Consider the following 17002-nt stretch of genomic DNA (forward strand, 5'->3'; position numbering starts at 1 on the left):
TTCCGTCTGATAGCGTCACTCGGCCCAGTGCACCACCGCCTGATCGAGCACCGCATTGATCGGCGCCTCCTCGGGCGGCAGACCCTTGGCCTTTTCCAGCGCAGCCCGCTTTTCTGCCCCGAAGATGAGCACGTGCTTGTTCAGGGCCCCGCCCAGAACCGGCGCGGTCAGGGTGATCCGCGGCTCGGGCGCACCGGGCGCGCGCATCGGCAAGAGGATCGGCGCTTCCGGCGACAGCGCCTCGGCCAGCCGGTCGGCGCCGGGGAAGATCGAGGCGGTGTGCAGATCGGCGCCCATGCCCAGCAGCACCACACCGAGCGGCAGCGAGGGGCGTATCGCCTCGGCCAGTTCCTCGAGCTTCTCCTCGGGGGTCTCGGCCTCGGCGTAGAGCGGCAGCAGCCGTGCCGCCGCAGCCTTGCCGGTCAGCAGACGCTCGCGCAGCAGTCGGGTGTTCGACCGTTCCGAGGTCTCGGGCACCCAACGCTCGTCGCCAAGCAGCACGTCGACCCGGTCCCAGTCGAGCGACGTCGCGCTGAGGCTGTCGAAGATCGGCCCGGGCGATGTGCCACCGGGCACCGCGAGAGACACGCGCTTGGAATGGTCGAGCTGTGCGCGCAGCTCTCCGGCGATCATGTTGGCAAGGTCGATCGCCAGCATCTCGCGGTCGGGGTAGTCGCGGAACTCGTAGCTCATGTCTTGATCCCCCGCCAGCGGCGGCCGTCCCTGTTGATCAGGAAAGCGGCATCGTCCGGCCCGGTGCTCCCCGCATCATAGGGCTTGGGGTGATCGCCGCGGCGTTCCCAGCCCTCGATCAGCGGATCGGTCCAGGCCCAGGCGGCCTCGACCTCGTCGCCGCGCATGAACAGCGTCTGGTTGCCGCGGATTACGTCCATGATCAGCCGCTCGTAGGCATCGGGCGCATCTGCGGCATCCGGCCCCAGCGCATCGGCAAAGGACATGTCGAGCGGCACGTCGACAAGACGCATGCCGCCCGGCCCCGGCTCCTTGATGGTGACGCCCAGCGTCATGCCTTCGTTCGGCTGCAGGCGGATCGACAGCATGTTGCGATGCCGCCCGGCGTCCATGCCGAAGATCGAATGCGGCGCGTCCTTGAACACCACGGCGATCTCGGAGGCCTGCGCCGAGAGCCTTTTACCCGTGCGCAGATAAAACGGGGTATTTGCCCATCGCCAGTTGGAAATGTAGCATTTCATCGCGATGAAGCTCTCGGTCCGCGATGCCTGGTTTTCGACGTCCTCGCGGTAGGAGTTCACCTCGCCGTCCGAGGTGTACTGGCCGCGCACGATGCTGTCGGGATCAACCGGGTCGAGCGCGCGGATCACCTTGAGCTTCTCGTCGCGGACCGCGTCGGGCTCGAAGCGCGCCGGCGGCTCCATGGCGATAAGGCAGAGCAGCTGCATCAGGTGGTTCTGCACCATGTCCCGCATCGCGCCGGACTTGTCGTAGTAGCTGCCGCGCCCGCCGACGCCGACGGTTTCGGCCACCGTGATCTGGATGTGGTCGACATATTGCGCATTCCACAGCGGCTCGAACAGCATATTGCCGAAGCGCACCGCCATCAGGTTCTGCACCGTCTCCTTCCCGAGGTAGTGGTCGATCCGGTAGATCTGTTTTTCGTCGAAGTGCCGGGCCAGCTCGGCGTTGAGCGCGCGGGCGGATTCGAGATTGTGGCCAAAGGGCTTCTCGACGACGATCCGCGCGTCGGGATTGGTCAGCCCGTGGCTGCGCAGTTGCTCGGCAAGATCGCCGAAGAGGCTCGGCCCGACCGAGAAGTAGAAGGCCCGCACAATCCCATCGTCGTCGCGCAGAGCCTCTTTCAGCTCGGACCAGCCGCTTTCGCCGCGGGCGTCCACGGCGACATAGCCCAGCAGTTCGAGAAACTCACCGAGCGACGTATCATCGCATTTGGCCTTGCCGAACTCGAGGATCGCCTCGCGCACCATGTCGCGGTATTCGTCCACCGAGATCTCGGAGCGCGCAGCGCCGATCACCCGCGAGCCCTCAGGCATCTGCCCCGAGCAGTAGCGGCGATAAAGGCCGGGCAGGATCTTGCGGCGCGCAAGATCGCCGGTGCCTCCGAAAATGACCAGGTCGAAAGGATCGACGGGAATGACGCGGGAAACCATCTAGGGCCTGTCTCCGATTCTCATATTACGTCGGTTAGCGCTAACCGAGCCCTGCCTACCGCATTGCTGCGCGCGAGTCTAACATCCTGCGGCAGCGCGGCAATGCCAGGGGGAAAGATAAACCGCACCGGTAACCATTTGCCGAAGGCCGACGGATCGCTTGAACCGGCGGGGCGCCCGTGCGACGCAAGGGCAGAACAAAACGACAGCAACAAGACCACGCCTTGGGCGCGGGGAAAAAATCGGGGCGGGCCATGGCACGACGCATCATCATCGACACGGACCCCGGGCAGGATGACGCGGTTGCCATCCTTCTGGCCCTTGCCTCACCCGAACTCGAAGTGCTGGGGATCACCGCCGTTGCGGGCAACGTGCCGCTGCCCCTGACCTCGCGCAATACCCGCATGGTCTGCGAACTGGCCGGCCGCACCGACATCCCCGTCTTCGCCGGCTGCGACGTCCCGCTGGAACGCAAGCTGGTGACCGCCGAGCACGTGCACGGCAAGACCGGTCTCGATGGCCCCGAGCTGCCCGCGCCGGTCATGCCGCTGCAGGAGCGCCACGCGGTCGACTTCCTCATCGACACGCTGCGCGCCGAGCCCTCGGGCACGGTCACGCTCTGCCCGCTCGGCCCGCTCACCAATATTGCCACCGCCTTCCGCCGCGCCCCCGACATTGTCGAGCGCGTGCAGGAAATCGTCCTGATGGGCGGTGCCTATTTCGAGGTCGGCAACTACACCCCCGCCGCAGAGTTCAACATCTACGTCGATCCCGAGGCCGCCGCCGAGGTCTTCGGCTCGGGCGTCCCGCTGGTGGTCATGCCGCTCGACGTGACTCACAAGGCGCTGGTGACCAAGCCGCGCAACGACGCGATCCGCGCGCTCGGCACGCCGGTGGGCAAGGCCGTGGCAGAGATGACCGACTTCTTCGAGCGCTTCGATCTGGAGAAATACGGCTCCGAAGGCGCGCCGCTGCACGATCCCTGCGTCACCGCCTATCTTCTGGCTCCCGAGATCTTTTCGGGCCGGCACATCAACGTCGAGATCGAGACCGTTTCCGAGCTGACCCTCGGCATGACGGTGGCCGACTGGTGGGGGGTTTCGGGCCGCGCGCCCAACGCCACCTTCATCGGCGATCTGGATGCCGACGCCTTCTTCACCCTGCTCACCGAAAGGCTGGCCAAGCTATGAAATCCCTGCACCTCGCCGGTTCCGACGATCTCGAACGGCTGCTGCCCATGGTCGCCAGCTTCCAGGCAGAGCGCGGCACCGAGCCCGACGAGGCCCGGGTCACCGCAGCGCTGACACCGCTGCTCGAGGGCGCGCCGCAGGGCGCCGCCTGGCTCATCGGCCCGCGCAAGGCGCCGGTCGGATACGTGGTGGTCAGCTTTGGCTGGTCGGTGGAAAGCGGCGGCATGACCGGCACGATCGACCAGCTCTACATCCGCCCCGCGGTGCGCAGCCGCGGCATGGGCAGCGAGGCGCTGTTCCAGCTCACCCAGGCGCTGCGGCAGGGCGGCATCACCGCCCTGCAGATGGAGGTCGACCGCGAGGACGAACACCTGCAGCGCTTCTGCCGCCGCGCCCGCCTGCAGGACCGCGGCGCCGCGCTGATGCGCTGCGCGCTCTGAGAGCCGCGCCCGAACCGCCGCTCTCTCTCGCAAGCCCCCCTTTCGCGGAGCGCCAGCTCTGCCTATCTGGACTGTCATGACCCTTTCGATCCCCTTCGACAACAGCTATGCCCGCCTGCCCGAGGCCTTCTACGCACGGGTTCCGCCCGCCCGCGTCGTCGCCCCGAAGCTCATCGCCTTCAATACGGCACTGGCCGGGGACCTTGGCATCACCGGCATGGGTGATCCGCTGCTCGCGGCGATCTTCTCCGGCAACACGCTGCCCGAGGGGGCGAACCCGCTCGCCCAGATCTACGCCGGCCACCAGTTCGGCGGCTTCTCTCCGCAACTCGGCGACGGGCGGGCACTGCTGCTCGGCGAGGTGATCGACAGGGCCGGCCTGCGCCGCGACATCCAGCTCAAGGGCTCCGGCCCCACCCCCTTTTCGCGCCGCGGCGACGGGCGGGCGGCGCTGGGGCCAGTGCTGCGAGAATACGTGCTGTCCGAGGCGATGCACGCGCTTGGCGTGCCCACCACCCGCGCGCTTGCGGCGGTGCGCACCGGCGATGACGTCTACCGCGAGACCATCCTGCCCGGCGCTGTGTTCACCCGCGTCGCCGCGAGCCACATCCGCGTCGGAACCTTCCAGCTCTTCGCCTCGCGCCAGCAGTACCCAGAGCTGCAGCAGCTCTACGAGTACACCCGCGCGCGCCACTACCCCGAGACCACCACCCCCGGCGAGATGCTAGCCGCCGTCTGTCAGCGCCAGGCCGAGCTGGTGGCGCAGTGGATGTCGCTCGGCTTCATTCACGGGGTGATGAACACCGACAACTGCACGCTCTCGGGCGAAACCATCGACTACGGCCCCTGCGCCTTCATGGACCAGTATCACCCGGACATGGTCTATTCCTCGATCGACCAGCACGGGCGCTATGCCTACCAGGCGCAGGCCGACATCATCGTGTGGAACATGGCCCAGCTTGCCACCGCCATGGTGCCGCTCGTGCAGGACCAAGATGCGGCGGTGACCGAGTTCACCGAGATCATCAACGCCATGCCCAACCTCATCCGGGGTGCCTGGCTGACCCGCTTCGATGCCAAGCTCGGCCTTGGCGCGCCGGACCCTGAGGACGCGCGGCTGATCGCCGACCTGCTGCAGATGATGCAGGCGGGCGGCTCGGACTTCACCAACACCTTCCGCGCCCTCGCCAGCGGCTCGGCCCGAGACGAAATCACCGACCGCGCCGCCTATGACGCCTGGCACACCCGCTGGCAGGAGCGCATCTCCGGAGAAAGCGCTCCCGAAGCGCGGATGCGCGCGGCCAACCCCGCCTTCATCCCGCGCAATCACCGCGTCGAGCAGATGATCGCCGCCGCGATGGAGGGCGACGAGAGCCTCTTTCATCACCTCAATGCGGTGCTCTCGCGGCCTTACGAGGATCAGCCCGAGGCCGACGAGCTGCGCCGCCCGCCGCTGCCCTCGGAGGTTGTTCAAGCGACCTTCTGCGGCACATGAGCCGGCGCCGGCACGACCGGCAACTCCTTCGTAAAAGCGCGCAAATCCGCCCATACGGGAATTTTCCTTCCCCAACGTCACCGCATCCGGCAAGCTTGCGGCGACATCAACCTCGGCACGCATGTTGAAGGGAGCACGAAGATGAGTCTCATGGGAACCCTGGCAAAGATTGCCGTCGGCTATGCCGCCGCGCGCGGCGTTGACCGTCTCTCCGGCGACCAGGGCCTTGGCACGCTGATCGGCGGCAAGGCCCAGATCCCCGGCTCAGAGCCCGGCACATCGCTGCAGGCGCAGATGGGCAAGATGCTCGGCGGCAACGGCAACCCGCTTGGCGCCATCATGGAACAACTGAAGAAAAGCGGCCTCGGCACCATGCCGGGCATGGATCAGGCCGGCCAGGCCGCCAGCACGGGCCTCGCGGGGATGCTCGCGGCCGCGGCAAAGGCGGCCAACATGGGCGGCAAGAACCTCGGCGACATGCTCGACAAGATGAGCGCCACGCAGGCCGCCCCCGAGGCCGAGACCGCCGCCGGGCTGATGCTGCGCGCGATGATCCAGGCCGCCAAGGCCGACGGCGAGATCGACGCCGCCGAAAAGGCCAAGCTGACCGACACGCTTGGCGCCGACGCCTCGCCCGAGGACATCGCCTTTCTCAAGGAGCAGCTGGGCGCCAAGCTCGACCCCGAGGCGCTGGCCAACGACACGCCCGATGCGCAGAAGACCCAGGTCTACGCCGCTTCGCTGATGGCGATCACGGTGGACACGCCGAACGAGGCCGAATACCTTGATCGTCTCGCCAAGGCGATGGGGCTGCCGGAAACTGCGGTGAACGCGCTTCACATGCAGATGGGCCTGCAACCGCTCTACGCCTGACACAGTCGCCGGTCCTCCGGCCCCAAGACCGAAGGCCCGTATGCAAAGACACCCCTTCTACGGCCTTGGGCTCGCCGCCCTCGGCGCGCTCGTTCTGACGCCCGACACGTTGCTGATGCGGCTGTCGGGCATGGTGGGGCTGTCGATGCTGACCTGGCGCGGGCTGGCGCTCGGGGCGACCTTCTGGGCGATCTTCCTCCTGACCACACGCGGCCCGCGCAACCTGCGGCTTCTGCTGACCCGCCCCGGGCTGACGGTGATTGCCTGCCAGAGTGCCAATGCCGCGCTCTTCTCGCTTGGCATCGCGGTGGCGCCCGTCGCGGTGGTGCTGCTGGCGGTGGCGACCATGCCGGTCTGCGCCGCGCTGCTGTCGCGGCTGCTCTACGGCGAGCCCACCAGCCGCGCCACCTGGATGACCATGGGCGCGGTTCTGCTCGGCATCGGGCTCGCGGTCAGCGGCAAGGGCGATCTCGCGGCCAGCCCCGGCACGCTCGTGGGGGCGCTCTGCGGATTTGGTGTCGCGCTCACCCTCGGGCTCAGCTTCGTCACGCTGCGCCACGCTCCGACACTGCCGCTGATGCCCGCCATGGGCACTGGCGCGCTGATTTCGGGGCTCTGCGGGCTGGCGCTGGTGCCGGCGGGCGCACTCACCGGGGGCCATGTCCTGCCGATCCTCGCCACCGGCGCGGTGATCCTGCCGGTCTCCTTCTTCTGCCTCAGCTCCGCATCGCGCCACACCGCCGCGGCCAACGTCAGCCTGCTGATGCTGCTCGAAACGGTGCTTGGCCCGGTCTGGGTCTGGGCCTTCCTTGGCGAGGCGCCGAGTCCGCGCATGCTGCTTGGCGGCGCGCTGGTGGTCATCAGCCTCGCGCTCTACATCGTGAGCACCCGCCGCCGCGCCCCGAGACCCGCCCGGGTTCCTGCCAGGGCCAACTACCCCGGCAGCGAGGCGCGCGGTGCCGAGGGGGCGAAGCCCCCTCTCTCCTGACGCGCCAACCTGCCGAACGGGTTCAGCCGACCAGCAGGTTCACCCTCCGGTTCTGCTTGCCCTTGTTCTCGATCTTGCCGAGCCGCAGGTCCCCGATCTCGCCGGTGCGCGCGACATGGGTGCCGCCGCAGGGCTGCAGGTCGATCTGCCCGTCGCCCACGCCGATCCGTACCAGCCGGATCCGCCCGGCGCCACGCGGCGGCTGAACGCTCATGGTCTTGACCAGCTCGGGGTTGGCGTCGAGCTCGGCCTCGGTGATCCAGCTTTCCGAGACCGTCAGGTCGCGGGCCACGAACTCGTTCAGCATCGCCTCGAGTGCGTCCCGGTCCTCGGGTGGCTCGGGCATCAGGAAGTCGAGTCGGCCCTTGCCAGCGCTGATCTGCCCGCCGGTCACCGGCAGCGGCAGGGCCACCGACAGCAGGTGCAGCGCCGTGTGCACCCGCATGTGCCTGTGGCGGCGCTCCCAGTCGAGCACCTGCGTAACGCGCGCGCCGACATAGGGCAGCGGTTTGGGCTCGGCCGGGACGAGCACGATGGTCTCGCCCTCGCCCTTCACCGCCGTCGCGATCTCGATCGCGCCGCCCGGCCAGCGCAATTGGCCGCTGTCGCCGGGCTGGCCGCCGCTGGTCGCGTAAAAGAGCGAGGCATCAAGGATGATGCCGCCCTCCTCGGTCAGCCCGATGACCTCGCCCGGCGCCTCGCGGCGATAGGCGTCTTCAAGGAACAGTCGTTCCGTCAACTCGCTCTCCTACTCGTCTTCCGGTCCGACGGTCGGAAAGGCATCGCCTCCGCCGCCGGTCTTCTTGCCCTGCCGCTTCGCCGGCGTGTCATCCTCGGTGCCCTCGTCGCCGCCCTTCGGCGACCGATCTTCGGAGGGATACAGCGCTTCGGGGTTCCGCAGCCAGATATCGCGCTGCGCAAAGGGCACCTCGATCCCCTCGGCCACGAAACGTGCGTTGATCTCGTGGTTGAAGTCCGAGAGAATTTTGATCTTCTGGTTCACGTCCCGCACGATGGCCCGGATCTCGAACTCCAGCGAATCCGCGCCGAAGCGTGCAAAGACAACCGAGGGCTCGGGATTGAGAAACACCATGTCATGCTCGCGCACGATGCGCAGCAGGATGCTCTCGACCTTGCGGGTGTCGCTGCCATAGGCGACGCCGACGGTGGTGAAGACCCTGCCGACGACGTTGCCGCGGGTGAAGTTGGTCACCGTGCCCGAGATGAAGTCCGAGTTCGGCACGATCACGTCGGTGCGGTCGAAGGTCTCGATCCGCGTCGCGCGCACCGAGATGTCCTTGACGATGCCCATATTGGGCCCGACCTCGATCCAGTCGCCCTGGCTGATCGGTCGCTCGATCAGCAGGATGATCCCCGAAACGAAATTCTGCACGATGTTCTGCAGGCCGAAACCGATCCCGACCGACAGCGCCGAGATCACATAGCCGAGCGCGGTGAGGTTGATCCCCGCTGCTGTGATCGCAACCACCGCCGCCAGCATCACCCCGGCGTAGCCAAGCCCCGAGATGACCGCATTCTGCCCGCCGATGTCGAGCTTGGTCTTCGGCAGGATCGAGCTGCGCAGCCCGCTCTGCAGCAGGCGGGTGACGCCGTAGCCGACGGCGAAGACCACCAGCATGGTCAGGAAGCTGGTCGGCGAAATGCGCGCGTCGCCAAGCAGGAAGCCCTCTTGGAAGCGCGCCCAGAGTTCTGTGAGATCCGCGACCCGCGCGCCCCAGATGAGCGCCAGCATCGGCAATGCCAGAACGATCAGCACCACGCCCGCAAGCACGGTCATCAGGCTGTCGTCGGGATCCTTGCGGGTGATCAGCTCATAGAGGTCCTTGACGAAGCGCTGCAGCACCAGCACCAGAGCCAGAAGCGAAAGCGACACCACTGCGGGAAAGACCATCCCCTGCCCGACCCGGTGATAGCCGACCGCCGCCATGATCGGCCCGAAGACCGCCAGCAGCATCGACAGTCGGCCAATCAGCCGCGCCAGCTGCATCCGGAAGGTCGAGCCCTCGAGCAGCGTGCCGTCGCCCTCCTCGGGCTCACTGCGGCTCAGCCCGGACAGGATGTGCCCGAGGCGGAACAGCATCAGCGCCGTGAGCACGATCAGCGGGAAATCGAGCACCGCGTTTGTCGCATCGGAGAATTTGAAAATCTCCGAGAGCGTCTGGCCCATGCCGCGAAGCACGTAGAGCAGCGCGAGGACCGACGAATAGAGCCAGGCCTCGGTGCGCTGCCAATTGGGCAGGGGCATCGTGGCGACCGCGTCGTCGCTGTTGAAGCTCTCGCCCGCCAGCCAGCGGATGTAGAGCAGCACCAGCCCCCAAATCGGCACGGTGTACATCACCACTGTCAGGTTCTGTCCCGGCAGCCCAGAGATCGTCGCCGCCACCACCAGCAGGATCAGCCCGCCGAGCGGCACCACGATCGAACCGAGCGAGGCGACGAAGCGCCAGACCCCAGTGCCCCGGCGTGTGCGGCGCCGCAGCCATTCCTCGATCCGCCGCACCCACGCCGGGCCGCGGATCACCAGAAGGCCCGACAGGCCAACCAGCAGGATGATCACCGGAAGGTTCTCGCGCGCCGCCGCGCGCTGGCTTTCGGAGGCGAAGTTGTCGCGCACCTCCTGCACCAGCGACGTGCCTGCCGCGACCACGTCGTTCGCCGCAGGAGCCCAGAGTTGGAAGTTCAGCGGCGACGGCCCGAGGGTCAGCAGGCGGCTGGTCTGCATCTCGCGGATCTTGGTGTCGATCTCGCCGATCAGCCCGTTGGCCTGCGTGTAGGCCTCCTGCGCGCGGCGCACCGGCGCCTGCGCATCGGCAAGTTGCTTGGTCAGGTCGGCCCGCCGATTGCCGATGTCCTCGGCCTCGCTCTCGCCCTCGGCGGGGGCCGGGCCGAGCGTGTCAAGCTGCTGCTGCAACGTGTCGATGCGCGAAGCATTGGTACTTTCGGCCCGCAAGAAACTGTCCCGCCAACCCGCGATCTGGCTGCGCAGATCCTCGTATTGCTTGACGGTGACATCCTCGCCGTCCAGCAGCCCGTCGGCCTGATCCGCGAGTTTCGTCCAGGTGGCGTAATCAATGTCCTGTGCCTGCGCGACCGCCAGGGTCGCGCAGAGCAAAGTCATCGCGCAGGCGGCAAGGACACGCCGGATCAGGGCACTCATACGTCCTCGAAGACGCCGGGGATCGAAGCGGGCGAGCGGTCGAGCCAGCCCGGCACCGGCAGATCGCGCGAGCGCAGGAAGCTCGGGTTGAAAAGCTTGGACTGGTAACGCGTGCCGTAGTCGCAGAGCACGGTGACGATGGTGTGTCCCGGGCCCATTTCCTTGGCCATGCGGATCGCGCCCGCAACGTTGATGCCGGACGAGCCGCCAACGCAGAGACCCTCCTCGGAGAGCAGGTCAAAGACCACCGGCAGCGCCTCGGCGTCGGGCACCTGGTAGGCGAAGTCGGGGGCGAACCCTTCGAGGTTGGCGGTGATCCGGCCCTGGCCGATGCCCTCGGTGATCGAGTCACCCTCGGACTTCAGCTCGCCGGTGGTGTAGTAGCTGTAGAGCGCCGCGCCCATCGGATCGGCCAGACCGATCTTCACACCCTTGGACTGCAGTGCGCCCGCAACCCCCGCCAGCGTGCCGCCCGATCCCACGGCGCAGATGAACCCGTCGACCTTGCCGCCGGTCTGCTCCCAGATCTCGGGGCCAGTGGTTTCCACATGGGCCAGCCGGTTGGCGACGTTGTCGAACTGGTTGGCCCAGATCGCGCCGTGCGTTTCGGTCTTGGCCAGCTGCTCGGCCAAGCGGCCCGAGTAGCGCACGTAGTTGTTCGGGTTGCGGTAGGGCGCCGCCGGGACCTGCACCAGTTCGGCGCCAGCAAGACGGATCATGTCCTTCTTTTCCTGAGACTGGGTCTCGGGGATCACGATCACCGTGCGGAAGCCCATGGATGCGCCGACCAGCGCGAGACCGATGCCGGTGTTGCCCGCCGTGCCCTCGACGATGGTGCCGCCGGGCTCAAGCAGCCCCTTCTCCATCGCATCCTTGATGATGTAGAGCGCCGCGCGGTCCTTCACCGACTGGCCGGGGTTCATGAACTCGGCCTTGGCGAGGATCTCGCAGCCCGTCATCTCGCTGGCTTTCTTCAGGCGGATCATCGGGGTATGTCCGACCGCCTGCGCCAGATCCTGTGCCACGCGCATGGGTATCTCCACTTCGTCAATTCGTTGGTGGACAGGTGTAGGGCGGACGCCGGGTGAACTCAAGCCGCCGAACGGAGGCGCTCACGCGCCCGTGCCAACCACAGAAGCATCATCGCCAGCGGCCCGGCGTTGACCTCGCCGCTCTCGACGAGGTCCATGGCCGCCTCGAACGGCAGAACATGGCTGCGGATGTCCTCGTTTTCGCTGTCGAGCCCGTTGATCCCGCCATTATGATCACCAAGATCGCACAGGCCAAGGAAGCAGTGGAAGAACTCGCTGGTATACCCCGGGGATGCATAGACCCGCAGCATCGGCTCGAGCCTGCCGAGGCGCAGCCCCGCCTCCTCGACCGCCTCGCGGCGGGCACAATCCTCGGGGCTTTCGCCGGCATCGACCAGCCCCGCGACCGGCTCGAGCACCCAGGGGTGGCGGTCCTCGCGCAGAAGCGGCCCGTAGCGCATCTGCTCGATCAGCAGCACCAGGTCGCGCTCCGGATCATAAGGCAGCACCAGCGCCGCGTCATAGGCGACAAATCCCTCGCGGTGGATCACCTCGGACATGGCGCCGTCGAAGCGCTCGTGCTGCAGCGTGAAATCGCGCATCCCGAAGAAGCCGTCGTGGGCGCGGCGATCGGAGAGGATTCGCACCGCGCCCTCGCGGGTGCGGTCCGAGCGCAGCGTGCAGGGCGTCTCCCGCGCCGCCAGCGCCCGCGACCAAGCGCGGGCCGCGAGATAGGGCCGGATCCTGCGCACCATCTCCGCCGGGCGCCGACCGTAGCCGAGCATGATCTCGCGCGCGATCTCGCAGCCGAGCGTGGCGTTCTGCGCGCGCCATCGCGCGGCATCCCAAGGGCTGCCGCCGGACGCCGGATCGATCCGTGCGTAGACCGCTTCCGCCTCGCCGGGAATGGCGATCTCGGCGAGGTCTTCGGCGTACCAGCCGGTGAAATAGCACAGCCGCGCGACATCGCCCTCGGTCAGCTCGGGCAACAGACCCGCCGCCTCGGACCCGGGCGCCGCGCAGAGCAGTGTCAGCCGGTCCGCCCCGCCCTCCGGGTCCAGCACCGCGTGGCCGGGCAGACGTGTCGCAGGGGTCTCCACCGGGCGGCCGAGCACGATCTCAAGCAGGGCCGGATCCGCCAGTACGCCGGACAGGAAGACCTTCATGCGGGTTATCTCCAGTTTCGTGCGGCCAGCTCCGCCAGGGCGCCGGACAGGACCGCGCCCAGGACCATCAGCCCGATGAACCCTCCGTCCAGCAGATGCGCCCCGAAATCAAGGGCCAGATCGAAAATCGCGACGAAGGCCTCCGCCGGGCCGTCGTAGCGGTGCCGCATGGCGAGCCGGAACATCTCGTAGATCGCCTGCGCCAGGATCCCCCAGAGCACCAGCATGGCCGTTGCGGTGATCCCGGCCGAGATGCCGTTGGCCATGCCGCGTCCGACCCGTGTGCCCAGGATCCGCCAGCCCGCCGTCAGCCCGAGCAGCAGGTTGAGCCAAAGAAACCCGCCGAAGGCCGTGGTCTCGGGCATGACGCGGGTCATGATGTAGCGTGACCCGACAAAGGCCAAAAACGCGAGGCAGAGCGCTGCCACGAGGCGCGCAGCAGTGGTCATCTGAATACTCCCCGAACACCAATTACTTGTTTGCTGTCAATAAACGCCGCGCGCCCCCCGGGCGCAAGATGGCGACAGCCCATGGGGCGGCGACGTCACCCTGCAACAGCAGATTGGCCCGGAATGCGCCGTTTTTATGAAATAATGATGCCCCTCGGAGTCAAAAGTCCCGGTTCTCATAGGCCTCCAGCGCCGCCTCGCGTCCCTCGCGGGCCGAGACCACGGGCTCGGGATAGGGGTCCGACCCGGCCAGCCCCCAGCTGCGCGGCACCGCGTCGAAGTAGTCGAGCGCGCTTTGCGGCGCCTGCGCCTGCCCTTCTGCGATCCACTTGCGGCGGTAGGCGCCCTTGGGGTCGAACTTCTCGGCCTGGCTCTCGGGATTGAAGACGCGGAAGTAGGGCGCGGCGTCCGGCCCGCAGCCCGCCACCCATTGCCAGCCCATCGCGTTCGATGCCGGGTCCCAATCGATCAGGCAATCGTCGAACCACGCCTGGCCGATGCGCCAATGCACCATCAGGTGCTTGGTCAGGTAGCTGGCGACGATCATCCGCGCACGGTTGTGCATGTAGCCTGTGACATACATCTCGCGCAGCGCCGCATCGACCACCTCCATCCCGGTGCGCGCCTGTTCCCAGAGCCGCACCTCGCGCAACCGGCGGTCCTCCTTCCAGGGGAAGGCGCGCCATTCCTTGCGCCAGTTTTCCTCGAGGATATGCGGCGTGTGCCACATCAGGTGATAAGCAAAGTCACGCCAGGCGAGCTCCGCGAGGAACTTGCCCGCGCCGTCCTTGCCCTCGGCCTGCGCCCGCAGCCCGGCGTGCCAGCAGCGCGCCGGGCTGATCTCGCCGAGGCTGAGGTACTCGGACATCCGAGATGTGCCGTCCACGTCCAGCCGGTCGCGGGCCTTGCCATAATCCGCAACACCGTCGCGCATGAAAGTGCCAAGCCGCGTCTGCGCCGCCTGCTCGCCTGCGGACACATGCTTGGCCAGCACCGCCGCGCCACGGTTCATCGCGCCGCCAAGGTTCCAATCCGCCAGCGCCGCGCTCTCGGGCCACTCGCCGGGAGCGGCGATACCCGAGGGCGCCGCTTCGGGTGCGGCCACCTCGCGATCCTTCACCGCCCGCCAATAGGGGCTGTAAACCTTGTAGTAGCCCCCCTGTTTGGTCTCCACCGTCCAGGGTTCGAAAAGCAGGTGCCCGGCAAAGCTCTCCGCCTCGATCCCCTCCTCCTTGAGCCGCGCCTTGACGTCGGTGTCGCGCTCAACCGAGGCCGGATCGTAGGCGCGCTGCCAGTAGACCGCCCCGGCCCCGGTCTCGCGAAGCAGCTCGGGGATCACCTCACGCGCCGGCCCGGCCCGCAGGATCAGCCGCGAGCCCGCCTCTTCGAGCGCCGCCATGAAGACCTCTAGCCCCCGCTCCAGCCGCCACTTCGGCGCCGCCCCCAAAGCGTCGACCGTGTGGTCGCGCAGGAAGACCGGGATCACCGGACCGCCGCGCGCCACCGCCGCGCTCAGCGCCGCATGATCCGACAGGCGCAAATCGCGCCGAAACCAGACAAGTGTCGGGGAAACATCGTGCATGGGGCCTCCTGGAACCTCGGGTTTCGCGGGCAAACTGGCCCGCCCGCCGGTTCCGTCAAGGACTCTGGCACGGACCGGCCGTCTTCATCTCTTTGCAAATACGCGTATTGCGCCGGACTGGATCAGCGCCAAGATCGGGGGCGAGCGCCTAAGCTGCCCGATGAGATCGCGGCGAAAGGCCCCACAAACCGCGGGAGGAGCACCATGCACATCAGGACCGAGGGACCGGAGGAGGCCGCGGCGATCTTGGCACTCACCACCCGGGCGTTCGAAACGGCCGCGCAGGCGAGCGGCACCGAGGCGCAGATCATCGAGCGGCTTCGCGCCGCAGGTGCGCTGACCGTCTCGCTCGTTGCCGAGGAGAACGGAGCGCTGATTGGCCATGTCGCGGTCTCGCCGGTGGAGATCGGTGGCCACCACGGCTGGCAGGGGCTGGGGCCGATCTCGGTCACGCCGGAGCGGCAGCGCAAGGGAATTGGCACGGCCCTGATGCGCGCGGCGCTGGCCGAGGTCCGGGCTTCGCATGCGCCCGGCGTCGTGCTGGTGGGCGATCCGGCCTTTTACGGGCATTTCGGATTTCGGCGGGCCCCGGGGCTGCAGCTTGACGGCATACCGCCCGAGGTGCTCCTTGCCCTGCCCTTCGGCCCGGACCTGCCGCGGGGCGCGCTCAGGTTCCATCCCGCCTTCGGGTTGGACTGACCGCGCTGGCAACGCAAAACGCGGGCCCCGAGGGGCCCGCGTCTTGATCATCGAGCGATGCGGATCAGAGCCGGCGCTCTGCCTGCAGGCCGCGCCAGATGGCGATGCACATCACCAGCAGCACCAGCGTGAACGGCAGGCCGGTCGAGATCACCATCGACTGCAGCGATGAGAGCCCGCCCGCCGAGAGCAGCAGCACGATGGCCACAGCCCCCTCGAAACAGGCCCAGAACACGCGCTGCGGCACCGGGGCGTCGACCTTGCCACCGGCGGTGATCGTGTCGATCACCAGCGAGCCGGAGTCCGAGGAGGTCACGAAGAAGACGATGACCAGCACGACTGCGAGCACCGAGGTGATCGACGACAGCGGCAGCGCCTCGAGCATGGCAAAGAGCGACAGCGGCGGGTTGTAGCTGTCGATGACATTGGCCTTCACCATGCTGGTGGCCGGATCGCTCAGCACCTGGTCGATGGCCACGCCGCCGAAGACCGCCATCCACAGCACGCAGACAAGGCTCGGGATGATCAGCACGCAGGTGATGAACTCGCGCACCGTGCGGCCGCGGCTGACGCGGGCAATGAACATGCCGACAAACGGCGACCAGCTGATCCACCACGCCCAGTAGAACGACGTCCAGCCCTGCACGAAGTCGGTATCCTCGCGCCCGACGGGGTTCGACAGCGGCACTAGGTCGACGATGTAGGCCCAGAGACCGCCAAGGAAGTCCTTGAAGATCAGAATCGTCGGGCCGACCAGCAGCACGAAGACCAGCAGTGCCGCAGCGAGCACCATGTTGATCTCCGAGAGCACCTTCACCCCGCCGTCGAGGCCGCGCACCACCGAAACAAGCGCAATCGCAGTGATGAAGGTGATGATCAGAACCTGCATGGTCGGGCTGATCGGCAGGCCGAAGACGTGGTTGAGACCCGCATTCACCTGCTGCGCGCCGAAGCCGAGCGACGTGGCAAGACCGAAGAGGGTGGCGAAGACCGCGAGGATGTCGATGATATGGCCCCACCAGCCCCAGACACGATCGCCAAGCAACGGATAGAAGGCCGAGCGCACGGTCAGCGGCAGCCCCTTGTTGTAGGAGAAGAGCGCCAGCGCCAGTGCCATCACGGCGTAGATCGCCCACGGGTGCAGACCCCAGTGGAAGATCGTCGCGGCAAGACCCATGGCCTTGGCGGCGTCGACGTTCTCGGGGATCAGGTTGCCATCAGCGTCAAAGGGCGACGGAACGCCAAGCGGAGAGCTGACCGCCATGTGGTAGACCGGCTCGAGCACGCCGAAGAACATGAGGCCAATGCCCATGCCGGCGGCAAAGAGCATGGCGAACCAGCCCGCGTAGCCGTAGTCGGGCGACGCCTCGGCGCCGCCAAGCCTGACCGAACCGAGCGGCGAGACGATCAGCACCAGGCAGAAGATCACGAAGATATTGGCCGCGCCGAGGAAGAACCAGTCGAAGGTCTTCGTGGCGAAGGAGAACAGCCAGCTGAAGATGCTTCCCGCCTGCTCTGGCAATGCCAGCGTGTAGAACACGAAGGCGACCACGACGGCGCCCGAAATCGCGAACACGGGGTTGTGCACGTCGAGCCCGAACGGGCCGATCTGTGCCTCGAAATTGTCCTGACCGATCTCGTAATCGGTCTCGATAATCTCCGACGCGCCCTCGGGCGCCGGGATCCCTTGGTCCGCAGTGTCAGTCTCTGCTGCGTCACTCACGCGTGGACCCTCCTTTTTTCATTCTTAGTTCAAGTTGTGAC

General features: G+C 67.3%; 15 protein-coding genes. 6 read left to right on the forward strand and 9 right to left on the reverse strand.

Annotation, left to right across the window (positions count from 1 at the left end):
• Nucleotides 1–15: 15 nt before the first annotated feature.
• Both pgl and zwf read right to left on the reverse strand, forming a co-directional pair.
• A complete protein-coding gene (gene pgl / locus G0D83_RS19880; protein ID WP_164196486.1) occupies nt 16–693 on the reverse strand; it encodes a 6-phosphogluconolactonase in 678 nt (225 codons plus the stop codon).
• Nucleotides 690–2147, reverse strand: a complete 1458-nt coding sequence (zwf, locus tag G0D83_RS19885; RefSeq protein ID WP_164196487.1) for a glucose-6-phosphate dehydrogenase — start codon at nt 2145–2147, stop codon at nt 690–692. The genes pgl and zwf overlap by 4 nt, the downstream gene beginning before the upstream one ends.
• A 254-nt stretch (nt 2148–2401) precedes the next feature.
• Here zwf and G0D83_RS19890 point away from each other — a divergent pair, with 254 nt between their 5' ends.
• The 5 genes from G0D83_RS19890 (at nt 2402) to G0D83_RS19910 (ending at nt 7133) form a co-directional block, all read left to right on the forward strand.
• The gene (locus tag G0D83_RS19890; RefSeq protein ID WP_164196488.1) at nt 2402–3337 is read left to right on the forward strand and encodes a nucleoside hydrolase; all 936 of its coding nucleotides are present in this window, start codon (nt 2402–2404) and stop codon (nt 3335–3337) included.
• Nucleotides 3334–3777 (forward strand): GNAT family N-acetyltransferase, encoded by a 444-nt coding sequence (locus tag G0D83_RS19895; protein WP_164196489.1) that lies wholly within the window; start codon nt 3334–3336, stop codon nt 3775–3777. Before G0D83_RS19890 ends, G0D83_RS19895 begins: the two co-directional genes overlap by 4 nt.
• A gap of 76 nt (nt 3778–3853) precedes the next feature.
• Nucleotides 3854–5272 carry a YdiU family protein gene (locus G0D83_RS19900; RefSeq protein ID WP_164196490.1) on the forward strand — a complete coding sequence of 473 codons (1419 nt, stop codon included), beginning with the start codon at nt 3854–3856 and terminating at the stop codon, nt 5270–5272.
• 141 nt (nt 5273–5413) lie between these two features.
• Nucleotides 5414–6145 carry a DUF533 domain-containing protein gene (locus tag G0D83_RS19905; protein WP_164196491.1) on the forward strand — a complete coding sequence of 244 codons (732 nt, stop codon included), beginning with the start codon at nt 5414–5416 and terminating at the stop codon, nt 6143–6145.
• A gap of 40 nt (nt 6146–6185) precedes the next feature.
• Nucleotides 6186–7133 (forward strand): DMT family transporter, encoded by a 948-nt coding sequence (locus G0D83_RS19910; RefSeq protein WP_164196492.1) that lies wholly within the window; start codon nt 6186–6188, stop codon nt 7131–7133.
• Between the two features lie 22 nt (nt 7134–7155).
• Here the strand turns inward: G0D83_RS19910 and G0D83_RS19915 are convergent, their stop codons facing one another.
• The 6 genes from G0D83_RS19915 to G0D83_RS19940 all read right to left on the reverse strand — a co-directional run bounded on the left by G0D83_RS19915 (nt 7156) and on the right by G0D83_RS19940 (nt 14539).
• Complete coding sequence (locus G0D83_RS19915) at nt 7156–7872, reverse strand: alanyl-tRNA editing protein (protein WP_164196493.1); 717 nt, start codon at nt 7870–7872, stop codon at nt 7156–7158.
• Nucleotides 7873–7881: 9 nt separating this feature from the next.
• Nucleotides 7882–10311, reverse strand: coding sequence for a DUF3772 domain-containing protein (locus G0D83_RS19920; RefSeq protein ID WP_164196494.1), 2430 nt, complete (start codon nt 10309–10311; stop codon nt 7882–7884).
• Nucleotides 10308–11342 carry a cysteine synthase A gene (locus G0D83_RS19925; protein ID WP_164196495.1) on the reverse strand — a complete coding sequence of 345 codons (1035 nt, stop codon included), beginning with the start codon at nt 11340–11342 and terminating at the stop codon, nt 10308–10310. The genes G0D83_RS19920 and G0D83_RS19925 overlap by 4 nt, the downstream gene beginning before the upstream one ends.
• Before the next feature lie 59 nt (nt 11343–11401).
• Nucleotides 11402–12508, reverse strand: coding sequence for an NUDIX domain-containing protein (locus G0D83_RS19930; RefSeq protein ID WP_164196496.1), 1107 nt, complete (start codon nt 12506–12508; stop codon nt 11402–11404).
• Nucleotides 12509–12513: 5 nt separating this feature from the next.
• The gene (locus tag G0D83_RS19935) at nt 12514–12957 is read right to left on the reverse strand and encodes a TrgA family protein (protein WP_164196497.1); all 444 of its coding nucleotides are present in this window, start codon (nt 12955–12957) and stop codon (nt 12514–12516) included.
• A gap of 160 nt (nt 12958–13117) precedes the next feature.
• The gene (locus tag G0D83_RS19940; RefSeq protein WP_164196498.1) at nt 13118–14539 is read right to left on the reverse strand and encodes a deoxyribodipyrimidine photo-lyase; all 1422 of its coding nucleotides are present in this window, start codon (nt 14537–14539) and stop codon (nt 13118–13120) included.
• A gap of 204 nt (nt 14540–14743) precedes the next feature.
• Here G0D83_RS19940 and G0D83_RS19945 point away from each other — a divergent pair, with 204 nt between their 5' ends.
• Entirely contained in the window at nt 14744–15238 is a 495-nt protein-coding gene (locus G0D83_RS19945) for a GNAT family N-acetyltransferase (protein ID WP_164196499.1), read from the forward strand.
• Nucleotides 15239–15302: 64 nt separating this feature from the next.
• On the opposite strand, the gene G0D83_RS19950 is transcribed toward G0D83_RS19945, so the two are convergent.
• A complete protein-coding gene (locus tag G0D83_RS19950) occupies nt 15303–16961 on the reverse strand; it encodes a BCCT family transporter (protein ID WP_164196500.1) in 1659 nt (552 codons plus the stop codon).
• Nucleotides 16962–17002: the final 41 nt, after the last annotated feature.

Source organism: Salipiger sp. PrR003 (assembly GCF_010500785.1).
Taxonomy (GTDB): domain Bacteria; phylum Pseudomonadota; class Alphaproteobacteria; order Rhodobacterales; family Rhodobacteraceae; genus Salipiger; species Salipiger pacificus_A.